The organism is Janibacter melonis (assembly GCF_020567375.1).
GTDB lineage: Bacteria > Actinomycetota > Actinomycetes > Actinomycetales > Dermatophilaceae > Marihabitans > Marihabitans melonis.
In genome coordinates this window covers 487,651-512,763 of record NZ_JAJBZM010000002.1, presented here as the reverse complement: position 1 = coordinate 512,763, position 25,113 = coordinate 487,651, and the positions used below count along the sequence as shown (strand labels likewise).

Annotated in this window: 31 protein-coding genes; 9 read left to right on the top strand and 22 right to left on the bottom strand. The window is 73.6% G+C overall.

All coding sequences use genetic code 11. The features are described 5' to 3' along the window. Window positions 1-30 precede the first annotated feature (30 nt). Together LIV55_RS08590 and LIV55_RS08585 are read left to right on the top strand one after the other, a co-directional pair. Window positions 31-2,124, top strand: a complete 2,094-nt coding sequence (locus tag LIV55_RS08590) for a PTS fructose transporter subunit IIABC (RefSeq protein WP_229299914.1) — start codon at window positions 31-33, stop codon at window positions 2,122-2,124. Window positions 2,125-2,142: 18 nt separating this feature from the next. Then, window positions 2,143-2,403 (top strand): HPr family phosphocarrier protein, encoded by a 261-nt coding sequence (locus LIV55_RS08585; protein ID WP_068269872.1) that lies wholly within the window; start codon window positions 2,143-2,145, stop codon window positions 2,401-2,403. 228 nt (window positions 2,404-2,631) lie between these two features. Here LIV55_RS08585 and LIV55_RS08580 read toward each other — a convergent pair whose 3' ends face one another. Beyond that, a complete protein-coding gene (locus LIV55_RS08580; protein WP_229299913.1) occupies window positions 2,632-3,282 on the bottom strand; it encodes an MBL fold metallo-hydrolase in 651 nt (216 codons plus the stop codon). Continuing rightward, window positions 3,282-4,370, bottom strand: coding sequence for an S-(hydroxymethyl)mycothiol dehydrogenase (locus LIV55_RS08575; protein WP_191681269.1), 1,089 nt, complete (start codon window positions 4,368-4,370; stop codon window positions 3,282-3,284). Before LIV55_RS08575 ends, LIV55_RS08580 begins: the two co-directional genes overlap by 1 nt. A gap of 129 nt (window positions 4,371-4,499) precedes the next feature. Between LIV55_RS08575 and LIV55_RS08570 the strand changes: the two genes are divergently transcribed. Next, window positions 4,500-4,856: a hypothetical protein gene (locus tag LIV55_RS08570; protein ID WP_123093549.1), complete on the top strand. Its 357-nt coding sequence runs from the start codon at window positions 4,500-4,502 to the stop codon at window positions 4,854-4,856. Continuing rightward, window positions 4,849-5,568 (top strand): type 1 glutamine amidotransferase, encoded by a 720-nt coding sequence (locus LIV55_RS08565; RefSeq protein ID WP_229299912.1) that lies wholly within the window; start codon window positions 4,849-4,851, stop codon window positions 5,566-5,568. Before LIV55_RS08570 ends, LIV55_RS08565 begins: the two co-directional genes overlap by 8 nt. A 3-nt stretch (window positions 5,569-5,571) precedes the next feature. Here LIV55_RS08565 and LIV55_RS08560 read toward each other — a convergent pair whose 3' ends face one another. The 3 genes from LIV55_RS08560 to ispF all read right to left on the bottom strand — a co-directional run bounded on the left by LIV55_RS08560 (window position 5,572) and on the right by ispF (window position 7,851). After that, window positions 5,572-6,234, bottom strand: coding sequence for a hypothetical protein (locus tag LIV55_RS08560; protein ID WP_229299911.1), 663 nt, complete (start codon window positions 6,232-6,234; stop codon window positions 5,572-5,574). Next, window positions 6,228-7,289 carry a DUF4344 domain-containing metallopeptidase gene (locus LIV55_RS08555; RefSeq protein WP_229299910.1) on the bottom strand — a complete coding sequence of 354 codons (1,062 nt, stop codon included), beginning with the start codon at window positions 7,287-7,289 and terminating at the stop codon, window positions 6,228-6,230. Before LIV55_RS08555 ends, LIV55_RS08560 begins: the two co-directional genes overlap by 7 nt. Before the next feature lie 76 nt (window positions 7,290-7,365). Further along, window positions 7,366-7,851, bottom strand: a complete 486-nt coding sequence (gene ispF / locus LIV55_RS08550; RefSeq protein ID WP_123093553.1) for a 2-C-methyl-D-erythritol 2,4-cyclodiphosphate synthase — start codon at window positions 7,849-7,851, stop codon at window positions 7,366-7,368. 57 nt (window positions 7,852-7,908) lie between these two features. On the opposite strand from ispF, the gene LIV55_RS08545 reads away from it, so the two are divergent. Beyond that, window positions 7,909-9,030 (top strand): NAD(P)-binding domain-containing protein, encoded by a 1,122-nt coding sequence (locus tag LIV55_RS08545; protein ID WP_229299909.1) that lies wholly within the window; start codon window positions 7,909-7,911, stop codon window positions 9,028-9,030. Here LIV55_RS08545 and ispD read toward each other — a convergent pair. Next, window positions 8,969-9,682, bottom strand: coding sequence for a 2-C-methyl-D-erythritol 4-phosphate cytidylyltransferase (ispD, locus tag LIV55_RS08540; protein WP_229299908.1), 714 nt, complete (start codon window positions 9,680-9,682; stop codon window positions 8,969-8,971). The genes LIV55_RS08545 and ispD overlap by 62 nt on opposite strands. Before the next feature lie 10 nt (window positions 9,683-9,692). Continuing rightward, entirely contained in the window at window positions 9,693-10,175 is a 483-nt protein-coding gene (locus tag LIV55_RS08535) for a CarD family transcriptional regulator (RefSeq protein WP_068269899.1), read from the bottom strand. Window positions 10,176-10,302: 127 nt separating this feature from the next. Between LIV55_RS08535 and LIV55_RS08530 the strand changes: the two genes are divergently transcribed. Then, window positions 10,303-10,827, top strand: a complete 525-nt coding sequence (locus LIV55_RS08530) for a hypothetical protein (RefSeq protein ID WP_229299907.1) — start codon at window positions 10,303-10,305, stop codon at window positions 10,825-10,827. A 117-nt stretch (window positions 10,828-10,944) separates the two neighbouring features. On the opposite strand, the gene LIV55_RS08525 is transcribed toward LIV55_RS08530, so the two are convergent. Together LIV55_RS08525 and LIV55_RS08520 are read right to left on the bottom strand one after the other, a co-directional pair. Next, on the bottom strand, window positions 10,945-11,625 hold the full coding sequence (locus LIV55_RS08525; RefSeq protein WP_068269902.1) for a response regulator: 681 nt from the start codon (window positions 11,623-11,625) through the stop codon (window positions 10,945-10,947). After that, on the bottom strand, window positions 11,622-12,800 hold the full coding sequence (locus LIV55_RS08520; protein WP_191562948.1) for a sensor histidine kinase: 1,179 nt from the start codon (window positions 12,798-12,800) through the stop codon (window positions 11,622-11,624). Before LIV55_RS08520 ends, LIV55_RS08525 begins: the two co-directional genes overlap by 4 nt. Before the next feature lie 165 nt (window positions 12,801-12,965). Between LIV55_RS08520 and phoU the strand changes: the two genes are divergently transcribed. Continuing rightward, window positions 12,966-13,625, top strand: coding sequence for a phosphate signaling complex protein PhoU (gene phoU, locus LIV55_RS08515; protein ID WP_123093558.1), 660 nt, complete (start codon window positions 12,966-12,968; stop codon window positions 13,623-13,625). A 186-nt stretch (window positions 13,626-13,811) separates the two neighbouring features. On the opposite strand, the gene LIV55_RS08510 is transcribed toward phoU, so the two are convergent. The 4 genes from LIV55_RS08510 to LIV55_RS08495 are packed head-to-tail and all read right to left on the bottom strand — an operon-like array spanning window position 13,812 to window position 17,160. Then, window positions 13,812-14,543, bottom strand: coding sequence for a phosphoglyceromutase (locus tag LIV55_RS08510; RefSeq protein WP_191680641.1), 732 nt, complete (start codon window positions 14,541-14,543; stop codon window positions 13,812-13,814). 9 nt (window positions 14,544-14,552) lie between these two features. Then, window positions 14,553-15,113, bottom strand: coding sequence for a type III secretion system chaperone family protein (locus tag LIV55_RS08505; RefSeq protein WP_229299906.1), 561 nt, complete (start codon window positions 15,111-15,113; stop codon window positions 14,553-14,555). Then, window positions 15,110-16,351 (bottom strand): D-inositol-3-phosphate glycosyltransferase, encoded by a 1,242-nt coding sequence (gene mshA, locus LIV55_RS08500; protein WP_229300359.1) that lies wholly within the window; start codon window positions 16,349-16,351, stop codon window positions 15,110-15,112. The genes LIV55_RS08505 and mshA overlap by 4 nt, the downstream gene beginning before the upstream one ends. A gap of 20 nt (window positions 16,352-16,371) precedes the next feature. Next, window positions 16,372-17,160: a hypothetical protein gene (locus tag LIV55_RS08495; RefSeq protein WP_201467801.1), complete on the bottom strand. Its 789-nt coding sequence runs from the start codon at window positions 17,158-17,160 to the stop codon at window positions 16,372-16,374. 33 nt (window positions 17,161-17,193) lie between these two features. Here LIV55_RS08495 and LIV55_RS08490 point away from each other — a divergent pair, with 33 nt between their 5' ends. After that, on the top strand, window positions 17,194-17,997 hold the full coding sequence (locus LIV55_RS08490; protein ID WP_229299905.1) for a class I SAM-dependent methyltransferase: 804 nt from the start codon (window positions 17,194-17,196) through the stop codon (window positions 17,995-17,997). Here LIV55_RS08490 and LIV55_RS08485 read toward each other — a convergent pair. The 7 genes from LIV55_RS08485 to LIV55_RS08455 all read right to left on the bottom strand — a co-directional run bounded on the left by LIV55_RS08485 (window position 17,986) and on the right by LIV55_RS08455 (window position 22,589). Continuing rightward, window positions 17,986-18,294 carry a DUF2516 family protein gene (locus LIV55_RS08485; RefSeq protein ID WP_068269924.1) on the bottom strand — a complete coding sequence of 103 codons (309 nt, stop codon included), beginning with the start codon at window positions 18,292-18,294 and terminating at the stop codon, window positions 17,986-17,988. The two genes, LIV55_RS08490 and LIV55_RS08485, sit on opposite strands and share 12 nt — an antisense overlap. Next, entirely contained in the window at window positions 18,291-18,749 is a 459-nt protein-coding gene (gene dtd, locus LIV55_RS08480; RefSeq protein ID WP_229299904.1) for a D-aminoacyl-tRNA deacylase, read from the bottom strand. The genes LIV55_RS08485 and dtd overlap by 4 nt, the downstream gene beginning before the upstream one ends. Before the next feature lie 2 nt (window positions 18,750-18,751). Next, the gene (locus LIV55_RS08475; RefSeq protein WP_229299903.1) at window positions 18,752-19,732 is read right to left on the bottom strand and encodes an asparaginase; all 981 of its coding nucleotides are present in this window, start codon (window positions 19,730-19,732) and stop codon (window positions 18,752-18,754) included. Window positions 19,733-19,766: 34 nt separating this feature from the next. Continuing rightward, window positions 19,767-20,384 carry a hypothetical protein gene (locus LIV55_RS08470; RefSeq protein ID WP_068269933.1) on the bottom strand — a complete coding sequence of 206 codons (618 nt, stop codon included), beginning with the start codon at window positions 20,382-20,384 and terminating at the stop codon, window positions 19,767-19,769. 23 nt (window positions 20,385-20,407) lie between these two features. Then, the gene (locus tag LIV55_RS08465; RefSeq protein WP_229299902.1) at window positions 20,408-20,932 is read right to left on the bottom strand and encodes a helix-turn-helix domain-containing protein; all 525 of its coding nucleotides are present in this window, start codon (window positions 20,930-20,932) and stop codon (window positions 20,408-20,410) included. A 194-nt stretch (window positions 20,933-21,126) separates the two neighbouring features. Next, window positions 21,127-22,155 carry a CAF17-like 4Fe-4S cluster assembly/insertion protein YgfZ gene (gene ygfZ / locus LIV55_RS08460; RefSeq protein WP_229299901.1) on the bottom strand — a complete coding sequence of 343 codons (1,029 nt, stop codon included), beginning with the start codon at window positions 22,153-22,155 and terminating at the stop codon, window positions 21,127-21,129. Further along, a complete protein-coding gene (locus LIV55_RS08455; protein ID WP_123093567.1) occupies window positions 22,152-22,589 on the bottom strand; it encodes a Fur family transcriptional regulator in 438 nt (145 codons plus the stop codon). The genes ygfZ and LIV55_RS08455 overlap by 4 nt, the downstream gene beginning before the upstream one ends. A 55-nt stretch (window positions 22,590-22,644) precedes the next feature. Between LIV55_RS08455 and LIV55_RS08450 the strand changes: the two genes are divergently transcribed. Beyond that, window positions 22,645-23,664 (top strand): LCP family protein, encoded by a 1,020-nt coding sequence (locus LIV55_RS08450; protein ID WP_229299900.1) that lies wholly within the window; start codon window positions 22,645-22,647, stop codon window positions 23,662-23,664. Between the two features lie 30 nt (window positions 23,665-23,694). On the opposite strand, the gene LIV55_RS08445 is transcribed toward LIV55_RS08450, so the two are convergent. After that, window positions 23,695-24,189 (bottom strand): heme-binding beta-barrel domain-containing protein, encoded by a 495-nt coding sequence (locus tag LIV55_RS08445; protein WP_068269948.1) that lies wholly within the window; start codon window positions 24,187-24,189, stop codon window positions 23,695-23,697. 80 nt (window positions 24,190-24,269) lie between these two features. Further along, the gene (locus tag LIV55_RS08440; protein WP_229299899.1) at window positions 24,270-25,097 is read right to left on the bottom strand and encodes a hypothetical protein; all 828 of its coding nucleotides are present in this window, start codon (window positions 25,095-25,097) and stop codon (window positions 24,270-24,272) included. Window positions 25,098-25,113 lie beyond the last annotated feature (16 nt).

The following is a 25,113-nucleotide window of genomic DNA, read 5'->3' as shown; positions in this document are numbered from 1 at the left end:
GCCCGGGGCACCACTCATGGAAGGCCAGTCATGACAACGCCGTCACCAGACCTCATCACCACGGACCTCGTCCGCCTCGACCAGCCCCTCGGGGCGAGCAAGGACGAGGTCATCGCCGCTCTCGCCGGCCTCGTCGCCGACGCCGGCCGCGCCACCTCGACCGAGGGGCTCGTCGCCGACGCGATGGCCCGCGAGGAGAAGTCGGCCACCGGTCTGCCGGGCGGCATCGCGATCCCGCACTGCCGCTCCGCCGCGGTGACGCAGGGCTCGCTCGCCTTCGCCCGGCTCTCGCCCCCCGTCGACTTCGGCGCGAAGGACGGCCCCGCCGACCTCGTCTTCCTCATCGCCGCGCCCGAGGGCGGGGGCAGCGACCACATGAAGCTGCTCACCAAGCTCGCCCGCGCGATGGTCAAGAAGGACTTCGTCGCCTCGCTGCGCGCCGCCGGCAGCGACGCCGAGGTCGTCGCGCTCGTCGAGGGCGTCGTCAGCCCGGCCCCCGAAGGGGGGTCCGCCCCCGCGTCGAGCACGACGGGGAGCACCACGGCCGGTGCGGCCGCCGCAGCCCCTGCCGCGGCGGCCGTCACCTCCGCCGAGCCGGTCCGCCGCCGCTCGGTCGTCGCCGTGACCGCCTGCCCGACGGGCATCGCGCACACCTACATGGCTGCCGACTACCTCGTCGCCTCCGGCCAGGAGAAGGGCATCGACGTCCACGTCGAGCCCCAGGGCAGCTCGGTCACCGACCCCCTCTCGGCGGAGCAGATCGCCGCCGCCGACGCCGTGATCTTCGCGACCGACGTGGGCGTCAAGGGCCGTGAGCGCTTCGCCGGCAAGCCGGTCGTCGAGTCGGGCGTCAAGCGGGCCATCAACGAGCCCGGCGTCATGCTCGACGAGGCCGTCGCGGCCGCCGACAACCCCTCCGCCCCGCGCGTCGCCGCGGCGAGCGGCAGCGGGGACGAGGTGATCGGGTCCACCGGTCGCCAGCTCGGCTGGGGCAAGCGGATCCAGCAGGCGCTCATGACGGGGGTCAGCTACATGATCCCCTTCGTCGCCGCGGGCGGTCTGCTCATCGCGCTCGGCTTCCTCTTCGGCGGCTACGACATCACCGGCACCGCCGGCGACATCGTCTCCGGCAACAGCCTGACCGACCTGCCGGCCGCGGGCGAGCACGCCCTCTTCGGGTCGGCGCTCATGACCTACATCGGCGCGGTCCTCTTCACCCTCGGCGGGCTCGCCTTCGGCTTCCTCGTCCCGGCCCTGGCCGGCTACATCGCCTTCGGCCTGGCCGACCGGCCCGGGATCGCCCCCGGCTTCGTCGCCGGCGCCGTCGCCGTCGCCACCGGCGCGGGCTTCATCGGCGGCCTCGTCGGCGGTCTGCTCGCCGGCCTCGTCGCGTACTGGTTCACGACGCTGCGGCCGCCGCGCTGGCTCGCCGGGCTCATGCCGGTCGTCATCATCCCGCTGGCCACCTCGCTCGTCGTCGGCGGCCTCATGTACCTCTTCCTCGCCCGCCCGCTCGCGGCGATCACCGAGGGCCTCACCGACACGCTCAACGGCATGACCGGCAGCTCGCTGGCAGTCCTCGGCATCGTCCTGGGCCTGATGATGTGCTTCGACCTCGGCGGTCCGGTCAACAAGGCGGCTTACCTCTTCGCCACGACCGGTCTCAACCCCGACAACCCCGCCTCGCTGAAGATCATGGCTGCCGTCATGGCCGCCGGCATGGTCCCCCCGATCGCCCTGGCGCTCGCGACGACGATCCGCCCGGCCCTCTTCAGCAAGCAGGAGAAGGAGAACGGTCGCGCGGCCTGGCTGCTCGGCGCGTCCTTCATCTCCGAGGGGGCCATCCCCTTCGCCGCGGCCGACCCGCTGCGCGTCATCCCCTCGATGATGCTCGGCGGCGCCGTCACCGGCGCGCTGTCGATGATCTTCGGCGCGGCCTCCCGCGCCCCGCACGGCGGGATCTTCGTCTTCTTCGCCATCGACCGCTTCCTGCTCTTCGCCCTGGCCATCGCCATCGGTACGGTCGTGGCATGCGTGAGCGTGCTCGCGCTCAAGCAGGTCTGGAAGCGCGGCCAGCCGGCCGCGTCGAGCACCACCCCCGAGCCCGCGACCGCCGCGGCCTGACCCCCGAGGAGACACCACATGCCCAGCACGAAGGTCGTCGTCGGCTCCGCCGTCGGACTGCACGCCCGCCCCGCCGGGATCATCGCCGAGCGGGCCGAGGCCCTCGACGCCGAGGTCACCCTCGCGGTCGACGGCGAGGAGCCGGTGGACGCCGCCTCCGCGCTGCTCATCATGACCCTGGGTGCCGAGAAGGGCACCGAGGTCACCGTCGAGTCCGACAGCCAGGAGGCCGTCGACGTCATCGCCGACCTCGTGCGTCAGGACCTCGACGCGGAGTGACCCCGCACGGCGAAGGCCCCCACGTCCCTGACGCGGGGGCCTTCGTCATGCTCCACCGCCCCGCCTGACGGCGATACCTGCACCTGGCACGGGGTATGTCGCGTACCAGGCGCACACATCGCCGTCGGGCACCGGGCGGACGTGCGCCGGTGGTATCGAGGCTCCTCCGTCGCACCTCGACCAGCACAGGAGGCGACCCCGCCGTCGCACCCCGACCGGCGAAGGGGGCTACTCGCCCCAGCTGTCCCGGCCGGCGGCCTCGGCGCCGATCGTCGTGGAGTCGCCGTGTCCGGTGAGGACGACGGTCTCGTCGGGCAGGGTGAGCAGGCGTTCGGTGATGGACTCGACGATGGTCCCGAAGTCGGAGTACGAGCGTCCCGTCGCCCCGGGACCGCCGTTGAAGAGCGTGTCGCCCGAGACGAGCAGCCCGAGCGCCGGCAGGTAGAGGCAGCACGCTCCCGGCGAGTGCCCGGGCGTGTGGATGACGTGCATCTCGAGGTCCCCGACGACGATGACCTGCCCGTCGGACAGGTCGGCGTCGGGCACCCGCTGCGGGTAGGTCATCTCCCACAGCTCGCGCTCCTTCGGGTGCACCCAGATCGGGGCCCCGAGCGCCTCGGCGAGCTCGACGGCGACGTCGACGTGGTCGTTGTGCGCGTGGGTGCAGATGATCGCGTCGAGGGTCCGGTCGCCGACGGCGTCGCGGATCGGCCCGGCCTGGTGGCCGGCGTCGACGACGACGCACTGCTCGTCGTCGCCGATGACCCACACGTTGTTCTCGACCTCCCACGAGCCCCCGTCGAGCTCGAAGGTCCCCGAGGTGAGGACCCGCTCGACGCGGACCCCCATCGGCGAGGTGGGCAGCTGCTGCTCGGCCATCAGATCGTCACCACCGAGCGCAGGACCTCGCCGGAGTGCATCTTGGCGAAGGCGGCCTCGACGTCCTCGATGCCGATCCGCTCGGTGACGAAGGCGTCGAGGTCGAAGCGTCCCTGGCGGTAGAGGTCGACGAGCATCGGGAAGTCGCGGCTGGGCAGGCAGTCGCCGTACCAGCTCGACTTCAGCGCGCCGCCGCGCCCGAAGATCTCGATGAGGGGCAGCGTGACCTCGAGGTCGGGCGTCGGGACGCCGACGAGGACGACGGTGCCGGCGAGGTCGCGCGCGTAGAAGGCCTGCTCGTAGGTCTCGGGACGGCCCACCGCCTCGACGACGACGTCGGCGCCGAAGCCGCCGGTGAGCTCGCGGATCCGCTCGACGACGTCCTCGTCCTTGCCGTTGACGGTGTGCGTCGCGCCGAAGCCCTTGGCGGTCTCGAGCTTCCGGTCGTCGACGTCGACGGCGATGATCGTCGTCGCACCGGCGACGTGCGCGCCGGCGATGGCCGCGTCGCCGACACCGCCGCAGCCGATGACCGCGACCGAGTCGCCGCGGGTCACGCCACCGGTGTTGACGGCCGCGCCGAAGCCGGCCATGACACCGCAGCCGAGCAGGCCCACGGCTGCCGCGTCGGCGTCGGGGTCGACCTTCGTGCACTGGCCGGCGGCGACGAGCGTCTTCTCGGCGAAGGCCCCGATCCCGAGCGCCGGGGTGAGCTCCTCGCCGGTCTCGGCGATGGTCATCTTCTGCTCGGCGTTGTGCGTCGCGAAGCAGTACCACGGCTGGCCCTTGGCGCAGGCGCGGCACTGCCCGCAGACGGCGCGCCAGTTGAGGACGACGAAGTCGCCGGGCGCGACCTCGGTGACCCCGTCGCCGACGGCCTCGACGACACCGGCGGCCTCGTGGCCGAGGAGGAAGGGGAACTCGTCGTTGATCCCCCCTTCGCGGTAGTGGAGGTCGGTGTGGCAGACCCCGCACGACTGGATCGCGACCACCGCCTCCCCCGGTCCGGGGTCGGGCACGACGATGTCGACGAGCTCGACGTCGGCCCCCTTCGTGCGGGCGATGACGGCCTTGACGGTCTGCGGCATGTGGACTCCTTGCTCGGGCGGGTGGTCTGCCCCCATCTTGTCGCGAAGGGGGTGGCCACGGGCGGGCGGGTCCGACCCCGTCGCCGGACCGGCGGGCACGGCCCGCCCCCGCGGCCTACGATCGCGGCCATGGGCATCCACCTCCACGAGATCACGCGCTGGTTCATGTGGTCCGCGCCGTTCCTGCTGCTCGGGGCGGGCATGATCGCCGTGGCGCTCATGCGCCGCGACTCCGGCCGGTGGTGGCAGCTGCTCGCCGGCGCCGGCGTGATGATGCTGGTCTCGCAGATGTGGCAGGTGATCTCCGTCCTCGCCACCCCGCGCCTGTACCGGACGGGCCTGCCGTGGTGGATCCTCTCGGCCCCCCAGACGATCCTCACGCTCGTGACCTTCGGCCTGCTGCTCGGCGCCGTCCTCGTCGACCGGCCCCGCGCGGCGGGCACCACCAGGGCCCCCGGCGCCGTCCCGCCCCCGCCCCGTGCCTGAGCGCCGCGTCCTCGTCGTCGAGCACCAGCAGTCCTGCCCGCCGGCCCTCGTCGGTCGGTGGCTCGAGGACGCCGGTGCCACGCTCGACGTCGTGCGCCCCTACCTCGGCGAGAGCGTGCCGAGCGCGCTCACCCACGACGGCCTGCTCGTCCTCGGCGGGTCGATGGGGGCCGAGCAGGACGACCGCGCGCCCTGGCTGCCCGCGGTCCGAGCGCTCATCCGTGACCACGCAGAGGCGGGGCGACCGGTCCTCGGCATCTGCCTGGGCCACCAGCTCGCCGCGGTGGCCCTCGGCGGCGAGGTGACCCGCAACCCCCTCGGCCAGACCGTCGGGGCGCGCGCGGTGACCCGGGTGCTCGCCGACGACCCGCTCGGCGCGGCGCTGCCGGAGGACTGCCACGTGCCGCAGTGGAACGACGACACCGTCGTCGCCCTGCCGCCCGGCGCGAGCGTCGTGGCCGTCAACGACCGCGCCGACGTGCTCCTCGCCCGGCTCGCGGGCTCGGTCTGGGGCATCCAGGGCCACCCCGAGGCGACGAAGGAGGTCGTCGAGGTCTGGGCGCGCACGGACCTGGCCGAAGGGGGCCTGACCGGCGCCTCGGAGGACGAGCTGCCCGCCGTGCTCGAGGAGGTCGCCCGTCGCCAGCCCGAGACGGACGCGGCCTGGCAGCCCGTCGTCGCGGCCTGGGCGGGCCTGCTCGGCCCGCGCTGATCCTCAGAGCGGGATCGGCAGCGGGAGGTCCTGCTCGACGACGGTGCGCTCGTCCTCGACCGTCCCGTCGGTCGCGACCGTGAGGACGTGCCGCACGAGGTCGCGGTCCTCGGTGGACCAGCGCTGGGTGCGCCAGCCGCCGTCGAGCGCCGTCACCGACCGGTCGGCGACGTCCGCGCCGTGCTCGCGCTGCAGCTCCTGCGCCTGGTCCGCGGCGCCGGAGGGCAGGTCGAGGTCGTCGATCGAGTCGAGCAGCCTGGGCCCCCCGGTGGTCGGGCGCAGCGCCGCAGAGTACGCGTCGGCGACCTGGGTCGCCGTCTCCTCGTCCGCGACGGTGACGCCCTTGACGACCTCGGCCCAGCGCTCGGGGTGACCCGACAGGACGACGCCGCGCGGCTCCCCTTCGCGCGTCACCGCGACGACCTGCAGCCGGTGACGCGCCTCGAGCTGGATGACGAACCACCGGTCGGTGAAGGGGGTCGCGATCGGGCGCGGCCTCGTCTCGTCGGAGCGGGCGAGAGAGGCGACCGAGGGGTCGCTGCTCTCGAAGGCCTCGACCGTGCGCTCCTGCATCATCTGCGTGCCCTCCGTGCTCGTGTCCTGTCCACCGCACCCTGCCAGCAGCCCGCCCGCGACGACGAGCGCCGCGACCCGGCGGCTCACCACCAGGGCCACCAGTCGTGCCGGTCGTCCCAGTCCTCGCGGTGCCGGTCGTAGTAGTTCTGGCCGTCGGTGGACTGCGAGTAGTTGACGCTGGGGTGCTCGCCGCGGAACATCAGCTCGATCTCGTCGTGCCCGGCCTGCGCGGCCTCCTCCTGCGAGGCCCCGCCGGCCAGGGCCGCGTCGTAGGCGTCGCGCCAGGCCTGCTCGTCCGCGCCGACCGGCACGTCGATGCCCTCCCGGCGAGCCTCCTCGTTCCACGTCCACCGGTCGACCTGACCCTCGATCTCCTCGTCGACCTGCGACTGCACGTACTCGTCACGGTCGTCGTGGCTGATCTCGAGACCCTCGTCGCGAGCGTCCCACTGCGCGTGGTTGGCCTCGTGGATGAGCGTGTCCGGGGTGTCGTTGTACTGCCGCTCGTCCTCCGGCAGGCTCGGGTCGTCGACGCCGAAGGTGATGGAGTTCGAGCCCGGGTCGTACCAGGCGCCGGCCTCGCCGTCGTCGTAGCGGATCTCGATGTCGTTGATCCGCAGCCACTCGAGCATCTCGCGCCCCGAGGGCGTGGCCATGAGGTCGCGGGCGAGCTGGGAGTCCGGGTCCAGACCGTCGGGCATCTCGACGTCGGGACCGGGGTCCCCGTCGGTCTCGTAGTCGGCCTCGTCCTTGCGGTCCCACCACCAGCGGTTGTCGCGAGCGTCGTTGTTGTCGGCCCGGGCGTCGCCACCGGGGCCGCCGGTGTCCTGGGCCCGGGGGCCGCCGCCGGTGCCCGCGCCCGCGCCACCGGCCCGCGCGCCCGACGCCTCGTCCTGCTGGTCGGCCTGGTCGACGAGCCGCGCGGCGAAGGCGATGAGGGCCTGCTGAGCGCCGTCGAGACGGCCCTGCGAGTCGCGTGCCGCCTGGAGCAGGTACGCGGAGTCCGGGCCCTGCCAGCCGCCGTCGAGCACCCCGGCCGAGTGCGCGATGACCTGCCCGCAGTCACCGATCCGGCGTCCGGACTCGACGAGCTGGCGGGCCACCTCCCGCATCTGCTGCGGGTCACCACCGTGAGTGAGGCTCATCGCGCCGCGCACCTCCCCTGTCGTCGCGGTCCCGGCCGATGCTAGCCAGACCCGACGGCGGCGCCCATGGGGAGGACTACCCGCTGACGACGAGAGCCGTCGCGATCGCGGCGGCGCCCTCGCCCCGGCCGGTGAGCCCGAGCCCGTCGGTCGTCGTGCCGGCGAGCGAGACCGGCGCACCGCACGCGTCGCTCATCGCCCGCTGCGCCTCGTCGCGCCGGGAGCCGATCTTCGGGCGGTTGCCGACGACCTGCACGGCGACGTTGCCGATCTCGAAGCCCGCCTCGCGCACGAGACGCGCCGCCTCGGCGAGCAGGGTGAGCCCGGAGGCGCCCGCGAGCTCGGGCCGGTCGGTGCCGAAGTGCGCGCCGAGGTCACCGATGCCGGCAGCGGAGAAGAGGGCGTCGCAGGCGGCGTGGCAGGCGACGTCGGCGTCGGAGTGGCCCTCGAGGCCGGTCTCGCCCGGCCACAGCAGCCCGCCCACCCACAGCTCCCGCCCGCTCGCGGGGTCGGCGAGGGCGTGGACGTCGACACCGATGCCGGTGCGGGGCAGCGCAGTCATGGCGCCAGTCTCCCCCAGCCCGGGCACAACCAGGCGGGGGCCGGTGTTGCACCCGACGTGCAGATCTGGGAGTCGGTCGTCATCGGCGCGGGGCAGGCGGGCCTGTCGACGTCCTACCACCTGCGCCGGCTCGGCGTGGAGCACGTCGTGCTCGACGCCGACGAGCGTCCCGGTGGCGCCTGGCAGCACCGCTGGGACTCGCTGACGATGGACGACGTGCACGGCGTCGCCGACCTGCCCGACGCCCCCGCCCCGGGTCGCGGCGACGAGCCAGCCAACCAGGTCATCGCGTCGTGGTTCGACGAGTACGAGCAGGCCCAGGAGCTGCCGGTGCTGCGCCCCGTGCGGGTCGACGCCGTCACAGACGAGGACGGGCTGCTCGTCGTGCGCTCGGGCGGACGCTCGTGGACCAGCCGCACGCTCGTCAACGCGACGGGGACGTGGACCCACCCCTTCGTCCCGACCTACCCGGGTCAGCGCGACTTCGCCGGCGAGCAGTGGCACACCGTGTCCTACCCGGGCCGCGAGCACTTCGCGGGCATGCGCGTGCTCGTCGTCGGGGCGGGCGCCTCGGCCGTGCAGCTCATCGGCGAGATCGCGACCGTCGCGGACGTCGTGTGGGCGACCCGGCGGCCGCCGCGCTGGTCCGACGGGGACTTCTCCGGGCGCGCGGCGATCACAGCGGTCCAGGAGCGGCTCGACGCCGGGCTCCCCCCGGCGAGCGTCGTGAGCGTCACCGGTCTGCACCTGCGCCCGCAGGAGGAGGCAGCCGCCCGCACGGGGGTCTACGACCGGCGTCTGCCGATCTTCGAGCGGCTGGAGCGCGACGGGGCGCGCTGGGCCGACGGGCGGCTCGAGCGGGTGGACGCGATCGTGTGGGCGACCGGCTTCCGCCCGGCCCTGCGCCACCTCGCGCCGCTCGGCCTGCGCGGCCCGAGGGGAGGGATCCCCCTTCGCCGGGGCGGGTCCGACGTGCAGACGACGGTGACGAGCGTGCTCGACCCCCGGGTGCAGCTCGTCGGGTACGGGCCGTCGGCGAGCACCATCGGGGGCAACCGGGCCGGTCGCGCCGCGGCACGGGCGGTCCGGGACCGGCTCGACGCCGAGCTGACGGAGGTCAGCGCCCCTCGACGAGCCAGCGCTCGACCCGCCGCAGGTCCTCGACCGTCGTCACCTTGAGGGCCCGCTCGTCGCCCTCGACGACGAGCACCTCGTGACCGAGCGCCTCGACGAGCGCGGCGTCGTCGGTGGCCTGGACCCCTGTGGCGTGCGCCGCCCGCAGGAGGTCGGCGCGGAAGCCCTGCGGCGTCTGCACGGCCCGCAGGCTCGCGCGGGCCGGGGTCGCGGTGATCGCCCCGCGCTCGTCGACGACCTTGATCGTGTCGACGACGGCGAGACCCGGGACGGCGCCGGCAGCCCCCGCCCGCACCGCGGCGGTCACCCGCTCGAAGAGAGAGGCCGGGGCGAGGCAGCGCGCCGCGTCGTGGACGAGCACGACGTCGAGACCCGGCGGCAGCGCCGCGAGCCCGGCGGCGACGGAGTCGGTGCGCTCGGCCCCACCGGGCACGACGGTGAGGACGGCCTGGGTGCGCACGCGGGCCACGACCCCTTCGGCCTGCGCGAGGTGGTCGGCCGGGGCGACGACGACGACGTGCCCCGCGCCCGAGCCGGTCGCCCCGACGAGCGCGTGCTCGAGCAGGGTCGCGCCGGCAACCTCGACGAGCGCCTTGGGGCGGTCCGCGCCGAGGCGGGTGCCCGAGCCCGCCGCCACGACGACGACGCCCGCACCGTCATCGGTGCGGGCGTCGTGCGTGACGTGCTGCGTCAGCATGCGTCGTGGATCAGGACGCGAGGACCTCGTCGAGCATGACCTCTGCCCGGTCCTCGTCGGTCTTCTCCGCGAGCGCGAGCTCGGAGACGAGGATCTGCCGCGCCTTGGCGAGCATCCGCTTCTCGCCCGCGGACAGACCCCGGTCCTTCTCGCGGCGCCACAGGTCGCGGACGACCTCGGCCACCTTGATGACGTCGCCGGAGGCGAGCTTCTCGAGGTTGGCCTTGTAGCGGCGCGACCAGTTGGTCGGCTCCTCGGCGTGCGGCGTGCGCAGGACCTGGAAGACCTTGTCCAGACCCTCCTTGCCGACGACGTCGCGGACACCCACGAGGTCGCAGTTCTCCGCCGGGACCTCGATCGTCAGGTCGCCCTGGGCGACCTTGAGCTTGAGGTACTGCTTCTCGACACCCTTGATGGAACGGGTCTTGATCTCTTCGATCAGTGCGGCCCCGTGGTGGGGGTACACGACCGTCTCGCCGACCTTGAAAACCATATGGAGGAAACCCCTTTCGCGACCCTCAGGATATCACGGCGTGTCGCTTGACTCCTGGGCTCACGAGATCGACGGGCCCCCTGGGCGCCCCGCTGCAGGCGATCCGGCGGCCGGTACGCTGTGCCTCGTGAAGCCTTCCCAGACCACGCGTGCACGCGCGGGTGCAGCCGCGCTCCTGGCCGTCGCTGCGACCACCGGGTGCAGCTACACCTCCCCCTTCCAGACCGATGAGACGATGTCGCTGGGCGACGGCGTGCCCGTCGACGTCGGCGACCTCGAGCTGCGCAACCTCGTCGTCGTGAGCGGCGAGGAGGGCGGCGAGGGCACCCTCACGGGCACGGCGGTCAACACCGGGTCGAAGGACGTCCAGCTGCAGGTCGCGGTCGCCGACGGCGGCGAGCCCGTCACCGCGGACGTGCCCCCGGGCGAGGTCGTCCTGCTCGGCGAGGGCTCCGACGCCGTCAAGCTCTCGAAGGTCCCCGCGCCCCCAGGCGCGATGGCCGAGATGACCGTGGCCACCGGCTCCTCCGACGTCACCCCGGTGAGCGTGCCCGTGCTGCCCCCCATCGGCTACTACGAGGAGTTCGCTCCCCCCGGCTACACCCCGCCGGCCGAGCCGTCGGAGTCCGAGACGGAGTCCGAGGAGCACTGAGCTTCGTAGGGCACTGAGCTTCGTAGGGCACTGAACCTCGTAGGGCACTGAGCCTCGAGGTGCACGCATGACGAAGGGGGCCGGGTCACCGGCCCCCTTCGTCGTCCCCTGGGGGTGTCAGCCCTCGAACTTGTAGCCCAGACCGCGCACCGTGATGATGTGCACCGGGTGGCCCGGGTCGGGCTCGATCTTCGCGCGCAGGCGCTTGATGTGGACGTCGAGGGTCTTCGTGTCGCCGACGTAGTCGCTGCCCCACACGCGGTCGATGAGCTGCACGCGGGTGAGCACCCGCCCGACGTTGCGCAGGAGCATCTCGAGCAGCTCGAACTCCTTGAGCGGGAGCGGGGTGGGGGTGCCGTCGATCGAGACGACGTGGCGCTCGACGTCCATCCGCACGGGCCCGCCCTCGACGGTCGACGGCAGCAGCTCCTCGGGCTCGGCGTTGCGCCGCAGGACGGCCTTGATCCGGGCGAGCAGCTCGCGCGAGCTGTACGGCTTGGTCACGTAGTCGTCGGCGCCGATCTCGAGACCGACGACCTTGTCGATCTCGCCGTCCTTCGCGGTGAGCATGATGACCGGCACGTTCGAGCGCTGCCGGATCGAGCGGCACACGTCGATGCCGGACAGCCCGGGGAGCATGAGGTCGAGCAGGACGAGGTCGGCGCCGTTGCTGTCGAAGGCGACGAGCGCGGCGGGGCCGTTGTCGACCACCTCGACGTCGTAGCCCTCCTTGCTCAGCAGGTAGGACAGCGGGTCCGAGAAGGAGATCTCGTCCTCGACCACGAGGATGCGGGTCATCGTGCGGTTTCCCTTTCGTGCGGCTCTCGCTCGGCGGCGAGAGTCTCCTGTGCGGCGGGTAGGCGGATGGTGAAGGTCGAGCCGTGACCGCCCGAGCTCCAGACGGAGACGTCGCCCCCGTGGTTGGCGCAGATGTGCTTGACGATCGACAGCCCGAGGCCGGTGCCCCCGGTGGCGCGGCTGCGCGCGGCGTCGATGCGGTAGAAGCGCTCGAAGATGCGGCCCTGCTCCTCGGCGGGGATCCCCGGGCCCTGGTCCGAGACCGCGATCTCGACCCGGTCGCCGACGAGGCGCGCGCCGACCCCGACCCGGGTGCCCTCCCCCGAGTACGCGACGGCGTTGCCGACGAGGTTGCGCACCGCGGTGACGAGCAGGGTGTGGTCGCCGAGCACGTAGAGGTCGTCCGCGCACTTGTCGGCGAGGCTGACCCCCTTCGCGTTGGCCGCGACCCGCAGGTGGTCGAGGGCCTCGTCGACGACGTCCTCGACGTCGACGAGCTCGGGGTCGATGAGGACCTCCTGGGCCTGCAGGCGCGAGAGGTCGACGATCTCCTTGACGAGGGCCGAGAGACGCTCGGCCTCGACCTGCATCCGGCTGGCGAAGCGGCGCACGGCGACGGGGTCGTCGGCGGCGTCGAGGACGGCCTCGGCGAGCAGGGCGAGACCGCCGACGGGGGTCTTCAGCTCGTGCGAGACGTTGCCGACGAAGTCGCGGCGCACCTGCTCGACGCGGCGGGCCTGCGTCATGTCCTCGACGAGGAGCAGGACGTGCTTGTCGCCGAGGGGGGCGACCCGGGCGTGGACGAAGGTGCCGGCGCCGTGGGACTCCGCGCGCTGGTCGGCGCGGTGGAGCTCGAGCTCGACCTCGCGGATGACGCCGTCGGCGCGCACGGCCCCGGCGAGGTCGGACAGCGAAGGGTGGGCCAGGCGGCCGTGCCGCACGAGCCCGTGGGCGACCGCGGCGGGCGAGTTGTTGACGACACGGTTGTCGGCGTCGACGACGATGCCGCTCGAGCGCAGGACGGCGAGGACGTCGCCGACCCCGGAGGGCAGCTCGGGCTCGGGGGCCGGCGGGGCCGACCGCTCGTGGTCGCTCCAGGCGATGCCCGCCCAGGCGAGACCGACGATGACGACACCGGCGAGGCCACCGAGAATTGCCGCTGTCGTCGGGTCCACGTCACCGAGAGTACGCGTCGGGGCGGGCACACTGAGGAGCGCACACGTCCGGGCTCCGGGGCGCTGGGTGTTGTTCACCTGCCCGCCAGCACGCGTTCACAGATCCCGGGCAGAGTGGCACGCTGATGCACCCGACGGGCCCCGCGCCCACCCGAGAAGGACACCATGCGCACTGTCTTCCACGACGAGCTCGCCCAGATCACCGAGGACCTCGTCGGCATGGCCCGGCTCGTCTCCTCGGCGGTCACGCAGGCGACGACCGCGCTGCTCGACGCCGACATCCAGACCGCCGAGCAGGTCATCGACGCCGACGAGGCGATCGACCTCAAGCGCAACGACCTCGACGCCCACGCCATCGACCTGCTCGCCCGTCAGGCGCCGGTCGCCACCGACCTGCGCACCATCGTCACCTCGATGCGCATGTCCGCCGACCTCGAGCGGATGGGCGACCTCGCCCGCCACGTGGCCAAGCTCGCCCGGCTGCGCCACCCCGAGCCGGCCGTGCCCACCGAGCTGCGCGAGATCGTCACCGACATGTCTCACGTGTGCGAGCGGATCGTCGCGAAGGTCGCCGACTGCCTGATCAGCCAGTCGATGGAGCTCGTCGACGAGATCCAGCTCGTCGACGACGAGCTCGACGAGCTGCACCGCCGGCTCTACGCCCACTTCGCCGACGGCCAGTGGACCCACGGCACCGAGGCGGCCGTCGACATGGCGCTGCTCGCCCGCTACTACGAGCGCTTCGGCGACCACGCCGTCTCGATCTCGCAGCGCGTGCGCTTCCTCGTCACCGGCCAGGAGGTCCACACCGACCTCGCGGACTGACGCAGGCCGCCGCACGACGAAGGGGTGGCCCCGGGATCTCCCGGGGCCACCCCTTCGCCATGGTGGGGTCAGGACGGCTCGACATGACAAACCCCGGCTTCGCACGAGTTTCTTACTCATGCGAAGCCGGGGTTTATCGGGTGACCCGAGAAACTGGTGACGGGTGAGGCGACGAGGCGAAGGGGGTCAGCGGCCCTGGTTGGCGACCGCGGCGGCCTCGGCGGCGGCGGCCTCGGGGTCGAGGTAGCGGCCGGGACCCGTGGGCATGAGGTCGTCGCCCAGCTCGTAGACGAGCGGCATGCCGGTGGGGATGTTCAGGCCCGCGATGTCCTCGTCGCTGATGCCGTCGAGGTGCTTGACGAGACCGCGCAGGCTGTTGCCGTGGGCGACGACGAGCACGGTGCGCCCGGCGCGCAGGTCCTCGGCGAGCGGGCCCTCCCAGTACGGCATGAAACGCTCGATGACGTCCTTGAGGCACTCGGTGCGCGGCACGTCGATGCCGGCGTAGCGCGGGTCGTCGGTCTGCGCGTACTCGTCGTCGGGCTCGATCGGCGGCGGCGGGGTGTCGAAGCTGCGGCGCCACAGCATGAACTGCTCGTCGCCGTACTTCTCGCGCGTCGCGGCCTTGTCCAGGCCCTGCAGCGCGCCGTAGTGGCGCTCGTTGAGCCGCCAGTCGCGGCGCACCGGGATCCAGTGCCGGTCGCACGCGTCGAGGGCGAGGTTCGCGGTCGTGATCGCCCGGCGCAGCACCGAGGTGTGCACGACGTCGGGCAGGATCCCCGACTCGGCGAGCAGCTGCCCGCCGCGCACGGCCTCCTCACGGCCGCGGTCGATGAGGTCGACGTCGACCCACCCGGTGAAGAGGTTCTTCTCGTTCCAGTCCGAGCGCCCGTGGCGCAGCAGGATCAGTGTCGGCATGACGCCAGCCTAGTCACCGGGTGCAGCGGGCGCCGGGTCGTCCGGGCGCTGCAGGACCGAGCGGAAGGCCTCGAGGTTGCGCAGCGACTCGCCGTTCTTGACCCGCCAGTCCCACTCCTTGCGCATCGAGGACAGGAAGCCCATGACGAGCAGCTCGTCGAAGGGGCCGTCGGCCGCCTCGAGGACGACGCCGAGCAGCCCGTCGAGGAGCTCGTCGTCGACGGAGCGAAGGGGGAGCCGCCCGGAGACGTAGACGTCACCGGAGGAGTCGACCGAGTACGCGAGCCACGGCATGCGCAGGTTGCGGCGCAGGAGGTAGCGGTAGACCTGCTCGTGCCCCTCGTCGGGGTTGCGGATGACGAAGGCGGAGACCGACAGCGCCCGCTCCCCGACGACGAGGGAGACGACGGTGCGCAGCTTGTGCTCGCCGGGCAGGGTGACGACGAACTCGCCGTCGCGCGCCCCGCGCTCCCACTCGACGTCGCCCCCGGCGAGGTAGGACTCGACGGCGGCACGGGCCACAGCCGTGTCGTCGCCTCGGTCCTCGGGCGTGGTGCCTGGCGTGCTCATCGAGCCTCCTCGTGCCGCGCCTGGCGGGCGGCGGCGATCGCGTCCTCGTAGACGCCCACGAGGGCGTCGGTGGTGTGCTCCCAGCCCATCTGCGACGAGCGCTCGACCGCGCGCTCGCGCATCCGGCGGGCCCGGTCCGGGTCGTCGACGACCTCGAGGACGGCGTCGGCCCAGACCTGGGGGTCGTGCGAGTCGAGCAGGACGCCGCCGCCGCCGACGGCGTCGGGCAGCCCGCCGCGCCGGGCGGCGACGACGAGCGCCCCGCTCGCGGCGGCCTCGACGGCGACGAGGCCGAAGGACTCGTTGTACGAGGGCACCGCGACGACGTCGGCGGCCTGGAACCATCGCGCGAGATCGGGTCGGCTCACCGGCGGCGCGAGCCGCACAACGTCGCGCAGCCCCAGCTCGTCGACGAGGTCGCCGAGCCACGTGGGGGCGGACAGCCCGCTGCCCGACGCCCCGCCGAGCACGGCGACGACGAGCCGGTCGCGCAGGTCGGGGCGCTGCTCGGCGACACGGGCGGCAGCGCGCACGAGCACGTCGGGCGCCTTGAGCGGCTGGATCCGGCCGACGAAGAGCAGGAGCACGGCGTCACGGGCGACCCCGACGCGGTCGCGGGCGGCGTCGCGGTCGCCGGGCACGAAGGTGCGCAGGTCGACCCCCGGGGGCACGACGGCGACGCGGGCGGGGTCGGCGTCGTAGAGCTCGACGAGCTGGCGGGCCTCGGTCTGCGTGTTTGCGACGAGCCGGTCGGCGATGGCCACGACCTGCGCCTCGCCGATCTCGCGGCCCGGGGGCTCGAGGGCGTCGCCCTGCGCCGGGCTGGCGTTCTTCACCCGCGCCATCGTGTGCATGGTGTGCACGAGCGGGACCTGCCAGCGCTCCGCGGCGAGCCAGCCCACCTGACCCGAGAGCCAGTAGTGCGAGTGGACGACGTCGTAGTAGCCCTCCTCGCGCGCGGCGAGCTCGCGCATGAGGCCGGCGGTGAAGGCGCACAGCTGACCGGGCAGGTCTTCCTTGGCCAGCCCCTCGTACGGCCCGGCGAGGACGTGGCGGACGACGACGCCCGGCTCGACGTGGACGACGTCGTCGTCGGCCGCGGCGGTGCGCCGGGTGAAGATCTCGACCTCGACGCCGCGTCGGGCCAGCTCTCGGGCGGTCTCGAGGACGTAGACGTTCATCCCGCCCGCGTCGCCCGTGCCGGGCTGGGCGAGGGGCGAGGTGTGGACGCTGAGCATCGCGACACGGTGCAGCTCGCTCACGACTCCTCCTCCGGCTCCGGCTCGGGCCGCGCCGAGCTCGTGACGCTGAGGTCGAGCACAGAGCCCCAGGCGTGCAGGTCGGTGTGGCCGCGGCGCCGCAGGTCGACCGCGCGGGCCACCCCTTCGGGCCCGAGGGCCTGGTCGGTGCGGCGGTCGCTCGTCATCACGGGGGTGGCCCGGCCGATGCCGGGCTCGACCCACCACGCACGACCGCGCAGCAGACGGTCGGGCAGGGCGGGCGGGTAGCCGAGCGAGCCCAGCTCCTCGGCGCCGTGGAGCACGACCGCGTCGGCGCCCTGGACGTCGACGTAGAGGCGCACCCAGCGGTCGTCGAAGGTCACGGTGATGACGGTCGGCAGCGAGCGCCCGTCGGAGGACAGCGTGCCGGTGTAGCGCGCGATGCCGGGCGAGACGCCGACCCGGTCGATGCGCAGGTCGGACACGGCGTCCTCGACGTCCTCGCGCGGCGAGTCGCCGGAGTCGTCGAGGGTGCCGCGCAGCGCCGAGACCGGGGACCCGCCCCGGACCGTGCGGTAGAGCACGTCGTCGCCGTCGGTGATCCTCAGACCGCTCTGGTCGAGGGCGACGGCCCGGCCCTCGCCGAGGGTGATCACCCCGCCGACGCCGTCGGCGATCGTCAGCATGCCGGGCGTCACCGCCTGCACCCCGCTGTCCTTGCCGATGAGCGAGGGCACCCAGCCGATCGCGCCGAGCAGCGCGGCCCCGGCGAGCGAGGCGACGAGCGCGAGCATGCTCCAGCTGACCCGACGCTCCCTGACACGCACGAGGCCACCATAGGCGCCGCCTACCCTGGTCCCGTGCCCAGCCAGCGCCCCGTCGGGTCCCCCACGCGCGGCACGACGGCACCGAACAGGCTGCGCCGGGCCGACCGCTGGCTCGTCGGCACCCAGGCGCCGCGCATCCGGCTGGGCGACGACCCTCCCGTCATGGTCGACCTCGGCTACGGCCGGCTCGGCACGACGACGCGCGAGTGGGCCGACCGTCTGGCCGCGGTGCGCGACGACCTCGACGTCGTCGGCGTCGAGATCTCGCCCGATCGCGTCGCCGCGGCCCAGCCGCTCGCCCGGCCCGGTCTGCGCTTCGTCCTCGGCGGCTTCGAGGTGCCGACCCCGCCCGCGCGCGTCATCCGCGCCTTCAACGTCCTGCGCCAGTACGACGAGGGCGAGGTCGCCCAGGCCTGGGCCGGGCTGCAGGCGGCCCTCGACGAGCACGGGGTCGTCGTCGACGGCACGTGCAGCGAGCTCGGCCGGCTCGGCGCGTGGGTGATGCTCGACCGCGAGGGACCGCGCAGCCTCACCCTCTCGTGGCGGCTGCGCGACCTCGACCTCGACGCGACGCCCCCGTCGGTCGTCGCCGAGCGCCTGCCGAAGGCGCTCATCCACCGCAACGTGCCGGGCGAAGGGGTCCACGACCTGCTGCGCGACCTCGACGACGCGTGGGCGCGCACCGCCGGCTGGGCGACGTACGGCGCCAGGGCGCACGCGATCGAGGCCTTCGGGCTGCTCGCCCGGCGCTGGCCCGTGCTCGACGGGCCGCGGCGCTGGCGGCTCGGCGAGCTCACGCTCGCATGGGAGCCGGTCGCGCCGGCGTCACCAGCGTGAGCGCCCGCTGCCCCGTCCCATGACCTGGTCGATGGCCGGCTTGACGTCGGCGAGGTAGACCCCGGCCGCGACGACGCCGATGAGCCCGAAGAGACCCAGGCCGCCGAAGGTGGCGACCCCGAGCAGGACCGCGACGGCGAGGATGCCCAGCCAGATCGGCTTGGTCTGCTTGCCGGCAGCGACGAAGGCGTCGGCGCGCTGCGTCGCCGCGTGGACGAGCGCGTAGACCTCGATGGCGACGGCGATCACGCCGAGGCCCATGACGACGAGCCCCTGGATCATCGCGACGGTGTTCATGCGAGCGAGCCTACGGGGGGCACGTCCACGACGATGGTGACGGGGCCGTCCCCGACGAGCGAGACCTCCATCATCGCGCCGAAGCGACCGGTCGCGACGCCGATCCCGCGCTCGCGCAGGCCGTCCGCGACGGCCGCGACCACCGGCTCGGCCACCGGGCCGGGCGCGGCGGCGCCCCACGACGGCCGCCGCCCCTTGCGCACGTCGGCGTGGAGGGTGAACTGGCTGACGACGAGGACCTCGCCGCCGGTCTCCTCGACCGAGCGCTCTCCCCCTTCGCCCTCGGGCGTGAAGAGGCGCAGCTCGGCGATCTTGCGCACGGTCGTCGCGACCTCGTCCGGCCCGTCCCCGTGGGTGACGCCGACGAGCGCGACGAGACCGGGGCCGATCGCGCCGACGACCTCGTCGTCGACGCGGACCTGGGCCGAGCTGACCCGCTGCAGGACGGTGCGCACGCTCAGAGCCCGACGACGCGGACCTCGCCGACCGGACGGCCGTGGCCGAGCGTCGGCGAGGTGGAGTGCTCCCGGGTGGCCGGCGAGTCGACGCCGAGGCGCAGCAGCGCGGCCGCGAGGACCGCGGTGCGCGCGCGGGCGAAGGGGGCGCCGTCGCTGATCTTCACGGCGAGGCCGAGCCCGTCGGCCGTGCCCGCGGCGAAGACCGCCTCGGCCCCGTCCTTCGCGACGAGGCCGGGCGTGCGGGCCATGAGGTCGGTGACCTCGCGGCCGTCGCCGCCCACGTGCTCGGGGTGGGCGCGCATCGCGTCGGCGACGCGGCGAGCAGCCGTGCCCTCCTCGGCACCGGCGAGCCGACCGAAGGCTGCCGCGAGCCCGTCGAGCGGGACGGCCGGCAGGGGGGCGCCGCAGCCGTCGACGCTCGTCGTCGTGATCGGGCCGATCTCGCGGGTGACGACCTCCATGACGGCCTGCTGCAGCGGGTGCTCGGGGTCGAGGTAGTCGTGCGTCGACCAGCCGTTGACGACGCACGTGACGAGCATGCCGGCGTGCTTGCCGGAGCAGTCCTGGGCGATCGGCTCGGGGGCGCGACCGGCGGCGAGCCACTGCGCGTGCTCGAGCTCGCCGATGGGCAGGGCGGGGGTGTTCTGCAGGGCGGAGATCTCCAGCCCGACGCTCGCGAGGATCTCGGTCACCGCGGTGAGGTGACGCTCCTGCGCGGAGTGGCTCGAGCACACCGTCGCGAGGTGGTGGGGGGCGAGGTCGAGGCCGTGCTCGACCATCGCGAGCGCCTGGATCGGCTTGAGGGTGGAGCGCGGGTAGACCGCCGCCGCGGTGTCGCCGACCGCGAGGCGGGTCCGGCCGCCGGCGTCGACCGCGGCGACGCGGCCGTGGTGGGCGGACTCGACGAGGCCCCCGCGGGTCACGTGGACCAGCACGGGGGCCTCGTCGAGGGCGGTGGTGTCAGGGGTCGTGGTGCTCACGGGCCCTGACGATAACCGCCCGGTGCGAAGGGCGTCAGTCGCCGACCTTCTCGGCGGCCTTCTCGGTGGCGGTGGTCGCCTTGGCCGCGGTCTTGCGGGCGCTCGTCGAGGTGGACTTCGCGGTGGAGCGGGTGCGGGTCGCGCCCTTCTTCGCCGTCGTCGTCGTGCGCTTGGCGGCGGTGCGGGTGCGCTTCGCGGAGTCCTTGACGGCCTTCTGCGCGGCGTCGGTGTCGACGGTGACCTCGACCGACTCGGCGACGGCGTCGGCGGCCTTGGCGGCCTCCTTGCGACCGATCGTCAGCGTGGCCTTGGCGGAGCGCTCGACCTCGGCGACCGCGTCGCGGGCCGTGGTGACCAGGCCCTTGCCGAGGGCGACGGTGGCGCGGGCCTGACCGGCGAGGTCCTGGGTGGCCTTCTGCTTGCGGACGCGCTCGACGAGCTTCTCGCCACGGGCGGCGAGGTCGGCGTAGGACTTCTGGGCCGCGGCGGGGGCGCCGGAGATGCGGGCCTGGACCTTCGCGGGGGCCTCGTCGCGCAGCGACTCCACGCGGGCACTCGCCGTGCGGACGCGCTCGACCGCGAGGTCGGTGGCGCCGAGGGCGGCGTACGGGTAGTCGGTGACGACCTTCTTGACGGTGGTGGTGACAGTCATGGTGGTGCTCCTTGCTGCTGTGATCAGGACGTGGTCTTCGTGGAGCGCGACGTCGCGCTCGAGGTCCGGGTGGCGCTGGTGCGCTTCCGGGGCGTGGTCGTGCGCTTCTTCGGCGTCGTCGACGAAGGGGTGGCCTCCCGCGAGCGGGCGGCGGTCTTCTCCGGGCGGGGCGGCGCCGGGGCGTCCGCCGGCGACCCGACGAAGGAGTCGTAGATGTCGATGAGGGTCTGGCGCTGCCGGCTCGTGAGCCGCAGGTCGGCGGCGATCGCCTCACGGGCGGTCGGGCGCTCGGCCGGGGCCTCCTCGTCCGGGTCGAGCAGGCCCGCCTGGACGTAGAGGGTCTCGGCGCTGATCGACAGCCCCTTCGCGATCTGCTGGAGGATGTCGGCGCTGGGTCGCTTGAGCCCCCGCTCGATCTGCGAGAGGTAGGGGTTGGAGATCCCGGCGAGCTCGCTCAGCTGGCGCACCGACAGGCGGGCGCTGAGCCGCTGCTCGCGGAGGTAGTCACCCAGGCCGTTGCCCAGGTCTCCCAACGGATTTCGTGCCATGTCCCCAGTGTGCTTGCCAGAGCAAGCACAATGCAAACTCCGGGCACCTCACGTGACCGACCTCACCCTGGGCCGCTGGACGTCGGTCGTGCCGCTCGGCAGGCCGGGCCCGGCCGCGAGCGCGCCTCTCCGGGGTCGAGGTGCCCGGGTGAGCCCGGGCTCGCTCGATCACCTCGACCCGCGAAGGGGGTGGGTCAGGGGGCGACGACGACGCTCTGGGCGGCGGCCACGGGGTGCTCCTCGCCGGCGGCGAGGGTCGCGGTGGGGTCGACGTTGCGCTTGATCAGCCCGAGGGCGATCGGGCCGTCCTCGTGGTGACGGGCGACGGAGGTGAGATGGCCGACGACCTTGTCGCCGAGGCGCAGGGGCTCGCCGGCCGAGGGGAGCAGGTGCCCCGAGCCGTCGAGGTGCAGGGCGACGAGGCGGCGCGGCGGGCGACCGAGGTTCTTGACCCGGGCGACCGTCTCCTGGCCGCGGTAGCAGCCCTTGTGCAGGTGCACGGCGCTGCGCAGCCAGTCGACCTCGTGCGGGATGGTGCGGTGGTCGGTCTCGGCGCCGAGCCGCGGGCGCCACGCGGCGACGCGCAGCGCCTCCCACGCCCACAGACCGGCGAGCTGGCGGTCGCCGATCGCCGACGAGACCTCACCGGCGGGCACGAGCAGCTCGCGCGTGCGCCACAGCCGGCCCGGGTGCTCCTCGCTCGGCGGCCCGTACTCGAAGGTGTCACCCACGGGGCCCGGCCACGGGTCGACCCAGGCGAGGGGCTCCCCTTCGCCGCTCTCGCGCGACCCCGCCTCGCCGAGGACGACGTACTCGCCCGTGCGGTCGGTCACCGTGACGTCGAGCATGAAGCGCATCGAGTCCAGCCAGCCGGCGACGGCCTCGTGCGTGCCCGGCTCGACGGTGATCCACGTCTGCTCGCCGTCGTCGACGACGTGCAGGTCGTGCTCGACATGGCCCTTGGGCGTGAGGATCAGGGTCTGGGCGCTCGTGCGCGGCGCGAGGTCGGCGACCTGCTGCGTGGTGAGCGAGTGCAACCAGGACAGGCGGGCCGACCCGGCGAGGGTGATGACGCCGCGGTGGCCGAGGTCGACGGCGGCCAGGCCCTCGGCGAGCAGGCGCTGCTCGCGCATCGGGTCGCCGTAGTGGGCGGCGACGGCGCTGTCACGACCCTCGCCGGCGACGGCTCCCGGGGACTGCAGCAGGGGGCTGGGGGTGCTCATCTGTCTCCTTCGCTCGCGGAGCAGCTCGCGCAGTACCCGTGGATCGCCATGTGCGTCGGGTCGGCGCGGAAGCCGGTCTCCTGCCTCAAGGCTGCCACGAGCGGGTCGGCTCGCTGCACCTCGACCTCGAGGACGGCCTTGCAGCTGCGGCAGACGAGGTGCAGGTGGCCGTGCGGGCGGGCGAGGTGGTAGGTCGGCGGGCCGTGGTCGAGATGCGTGTGCGTGACGATGCCGACGTCCTCGAGGCTCTGCAGCGTGCGGTAGATCGTCGAGGGCGGCAGCTCGGCGCCGCCGTCGCGTCCGACGAGGTGGGTGAGGACCTCGGGCGTGAGGTGCTCGCCCCGCGCGAGCACCCCGAGCACGCGGCGTCGCGGAGCGGTGAGCCGCAGCCCGCGAGAGCGGACGAGCGCGCCGAGCGGGTCGGTGGCAGCCATGCCGACAAATCTAGACGCCGACGAGATCCCAGGTGCCGCACCTAGACTCGGCCGGGTGATCGACGACCTCCTCGACGAGCCCGACGACCAGCGGGACCCGCCGCCGAAGAAGAAGCGGCGGCTGCGACGCGCCCTGCTGGTCATCGCCAGCGTCGTCGTCCTCGTCCTCGCCGGGGTCGCCGGCTACGTCGGCTACCTCAGCACGAAGGTGGACGACATCGCCCGCGAGCCGCTCCTGCCGACGCAGGAGGACGGCCAGGAGGGCACGACGAGCGAGGGCACGAAGCTCGTGAGCGGCCGCGGCACGAACTACCTCGTCATCGGCTCCGACGCCCGCCCCGGCGAGTCCGCGTCGCGCGCCGACGTCATCCAGCTCGTCCACGTGCCGGCCGACAGCAGCGGCGTCTACCTCGTGCACTTCCCCCGCGACCTGTACGTGCCGATCCCCGGCAAGGGCGAGGACAAGATCAACGCGGCCTACGCCTACGGCGGGGCGCCCCTGCTCGTGCGCACCATCCAGGACCTCGTCGGGGTGAAGATCGACCACGTCGCCAAGACCGACTTCGAGGGCTTCAAGCAGATGACCGACGCCGTCGGCGGCGTGCGCGTCTACGCCGAGGAGGCGAGCGGCTCCAGCGGCAACGGCGGGGTGGCCATCACGAAGGGGTGGAACGACCTGGACGGCGAGCAGGCCCTGGGCTTCGTGCGCGAGCGCTACCAGCTGAGCGAGGGCGACATCTCGCGCGGCCAGCGCCAGCAGGCCTGGATGAAGGCGATCATGACCAAGGCCCTCTCCCCCGGCGTCCTGCTCAACCCGATGAAGTTCTCCAGCTTTGTCGAGGCCGGCACGTCGAACTCCGTCGTCGACGACACCCTGACGAGCAAGGAGATCCGCGACCAGGCGCTCGCCCTGCGCAGCATCCGCGGCGACGACATCCACTTCATCACCGCGCCCTTCTCCGGCTACGGCACGAGCCCGGGCGGGGCCTCCATCGACGTCCTCGACGAGGAGGGCATGGCCGAGCTCGGCGACGCCCTCAAGGCCGACGAGATGGACACCTACGAGGCGCGCTGATCCCCCCTTCGCCGGGGTGGGACGAGCGCCTCAGTCGACGCGCTTGAGCTCGGCCGAGACGTGGCTCTGCAGCTGCTGGCCGACCGCGGCCATGTCCATGACCCACATGAGGTTGCTGTTGACGTAGCCGTACATCCGTGAGGCCGCCGCGTACTCCTTCGCGTGCGGGCTGCGGATGACGCCGTCGGTGCGCACCTCGACGCGGGCCGGCTCGACGCTGCCGTAGTACATCTCGACGATGCCCGTCGGGTGGCTGAGCAGCAGCTCGGCCTCGCCCTGCCCGCCCGGCCGCCAGAAGCCGAGCTCGGTCGCGAGCGGGCGCACCCGGGTGCCCGCGTCGTCGAGGAGCCAGGTCTGCGACTCCCACCGCAGGAAGGGCCGCCCGTCGTGGGTGCAGATGATCTCCTGCCCGAAGTTCGCGGACTCGATCGTCGGGTAGCCGACGACGCCGGCCCCCTCCCACCGGCCGACGAGCCAGGCCAGGGGGGCGATGTCCGGGTGCAGGGTGGGGTCGATGGTGAACACGGCGCCAGCCTAGGACCCGAGAAGTTGGCAGCCGCCCGGGTTGCAACCAGCGCGCGTGTCGAGATCTCGGGCGAAGGGGGTCAGCCCAGGAAGGTGCGGGCGAGGGTGAGGACGACCGGGCCGACGACGAGCACGGAGGTCGCCCCGGCGGCGAGCGCGGCGACGGGGTGCTCGAGGGCCTGCTGACGAGAGACGAGGCGGCGCACCGCGAGCGCGACACCAGCGCTGAGGACACCGACGAGGACGGCCCACAGGAGCACCTCGCCGCTGACGACGAGCTCGACGAGGAGCCCGGCGGCACCGCCGGCGACCATCGCGACGGGCAGCATCCACACGTGCAGCCGGGGCCGCTCGAGCGCGAGGTCGACGAGCGCCGAGACGGCGACGGCCACGCCGGCGACGACGACCGGGGCCCGCTCGTCGCTCTCGACGATCGTCAGCACGATGCCGCACAGGGCGACGGCGATGCCCATGGCCGTTGCCGTGAGCCACGGCGTCAGCTGGGCGCGGGCGCGGGCGTGCACGAGCGGCACGAGGCACATGAGGACGATGCCGATGCCGGCGGCGACGGGCGCCACCTCGAGCAGCGGCTCGGTGTCGGTGGCCGCCCTGGACACGGCGAGACCGATACCCGTGGCGACGATGACGGAAGCCGAGGAGCGTGGGGCCGGGACGGCCGCAAGGAGCGGCAGTCCGCACCCCACGCACAGAACCGCAGCGATGTACGACCCGAGCATCAACGCATCGGACTGGTTCGTGGCCGCGAGGGCGAGCGCCAGACCGAGGACGATGCTCGCCGCGGCGACGACCGGACGGGGCCGGGAGGGCTCGCTGGCGGGCAGCTCGGAGCGGGTCGCGTGCTGACCTCGGCGCGAGGCGCGGGTCGGCGCGGTCTCCGGGTTCGACACGCGCCGACCATATCCG

Excerpts from the sequence above, each read along its gene's own strand:
- LIV55_RS08590 (WP_229299914.1), top strand. The coding sequence starts at position 31 with ATGACAACGCCGTCACCAGACCTCATCACCACGGACCTCGTCCGCCTC.
- LIV55_RS08585 (WP_068269872.1), top strand. The coding sequence starts at position 2,143 with ATGCCCAGCACGAAGGTCGTCGTCGGCTCCGCCGTCGGACTGCACGCC.
- LIV55_RS08580 (WP_229299913.1), bottom strand. The coding sequence starts at position 3,282 with ATGGCCGAGCAGCAGCTGCCCACCTCGCCGATGGGGGTCCGCGTCGAG.
- LIV55_RS08575 (WP_191681269.1), bottom strand. The coding sequence starts at position 4,370 with ATGCCGCAGACCGTCAAGGCCGTCATCGCCCGCACGAAGGGGGCCGAC.
- LIV55_RS08570 (WP_123093549.1), top strand. The coding sequence starts at position 4,500 with ATGGGCATCCACCTCCACGAGATCACGCGCTGGTTCATGTGGTCCGCG.
- LIV55_RS08555 (WP_229299910.1), bottom strand. The coding sequence starts at position 7,289 with ATGAGCCTCACTCACGGTGGTGACCCGCAGCAGATGCGGGAGGTGGCC.
- ispF (WP_123093553.1), bottom strand. The coding sequence starts at position 7,851 with ATGACTGCGCTGCCCCGCACCGGCATCGGTGTCGACGTCCACGCCCTC.
- ispD (WP_229299908.1), bottom strand. The coding sequence starts at position 9,682 with ATGCTGACGCAGCACGTCACGCACGACGCCCGCACCGATGACGGTGCG.
- LIV55_RS08535 (WP_068269899.1), bottom strand. The coding sequence starts at position 10,175 with ATGGTTTTCAAGGTCGGCGAGACGGTCGTGTACCCCCACCACGGGGCC.
- LIV55_RS08525 (WP_068269902.1), bottom strand. The coding sequence starts at position 11,625 with ATGACCCGCATCCTCGTGGTCGAGGACGAGATCTCCTTCTCGGACCCG.
- phoU (WP_123093558.1), top strand. The coding sequence starts at position 12,966 with ATGCGCACTGTCTTCCACGACGAGCTCGCCCAGATCACCGAGGACCTC.
- LIV55_RS08510 (WP_191680641.1), bottom strand. The coding sequence starts at position 14,543 with ATGCCGACACTGATCCTGCTGCGCCACGGGCGCTCGGACTGGAACGAG.
- LIV55_RS08505 (WP_229299906.1), bottom strand. The coding sequence starts at position 15,113 with ATGAGCACGCCAGGCACCACGCCCGAGGACCGAGGCGACGACACGGCT.
- mshA (WP_229300359.1), bottom strand. The coding sequence starts at position 16,351 with ATGCTCAGCGTCCACACCTCGCCCCTCGCCCAGCCCGGCACGGGCGAC.
- LIV55_RS08485 (WP_068269924.1), bottom strand. The coding sequence starts at position 18,294 with ATGAACACCGTCGCGATGATCCAGGGGCTCGTCGTCATGGGCCTCGGC.
- LIV55_RS08470 (WP_068269933.1), bottom strand. The coding sequence starts at position 20,384 with ATGACTGTCACCACCACCGTCAAGAAGGTCGTCACCGACTACCCGTAC.
- LIV55_RS08465 (WP_229299902.1), bottom strand. The coding sequence starts at position 20,932 with ATGGCACGAAATCCGTTGGGAGACCTGGGCAACGGCCTGGGTGACTAC.
- ygfZ (WP_229299901.1), bottom strand. The coding sequence starts at position 22,155 with ATGAGCACCCCCAGCCCCCTGCTGCAGTCCCCGGGAGCCGTCGCCGGC.
- LIV55_RS08455 (WP_123093567.1), bottom strand. The coding sequence starts at position 22,589 with ATGGCTGCCACCGACCCGCTCGGCGCGCTCGTCCGCTCTCGCGGGCTG.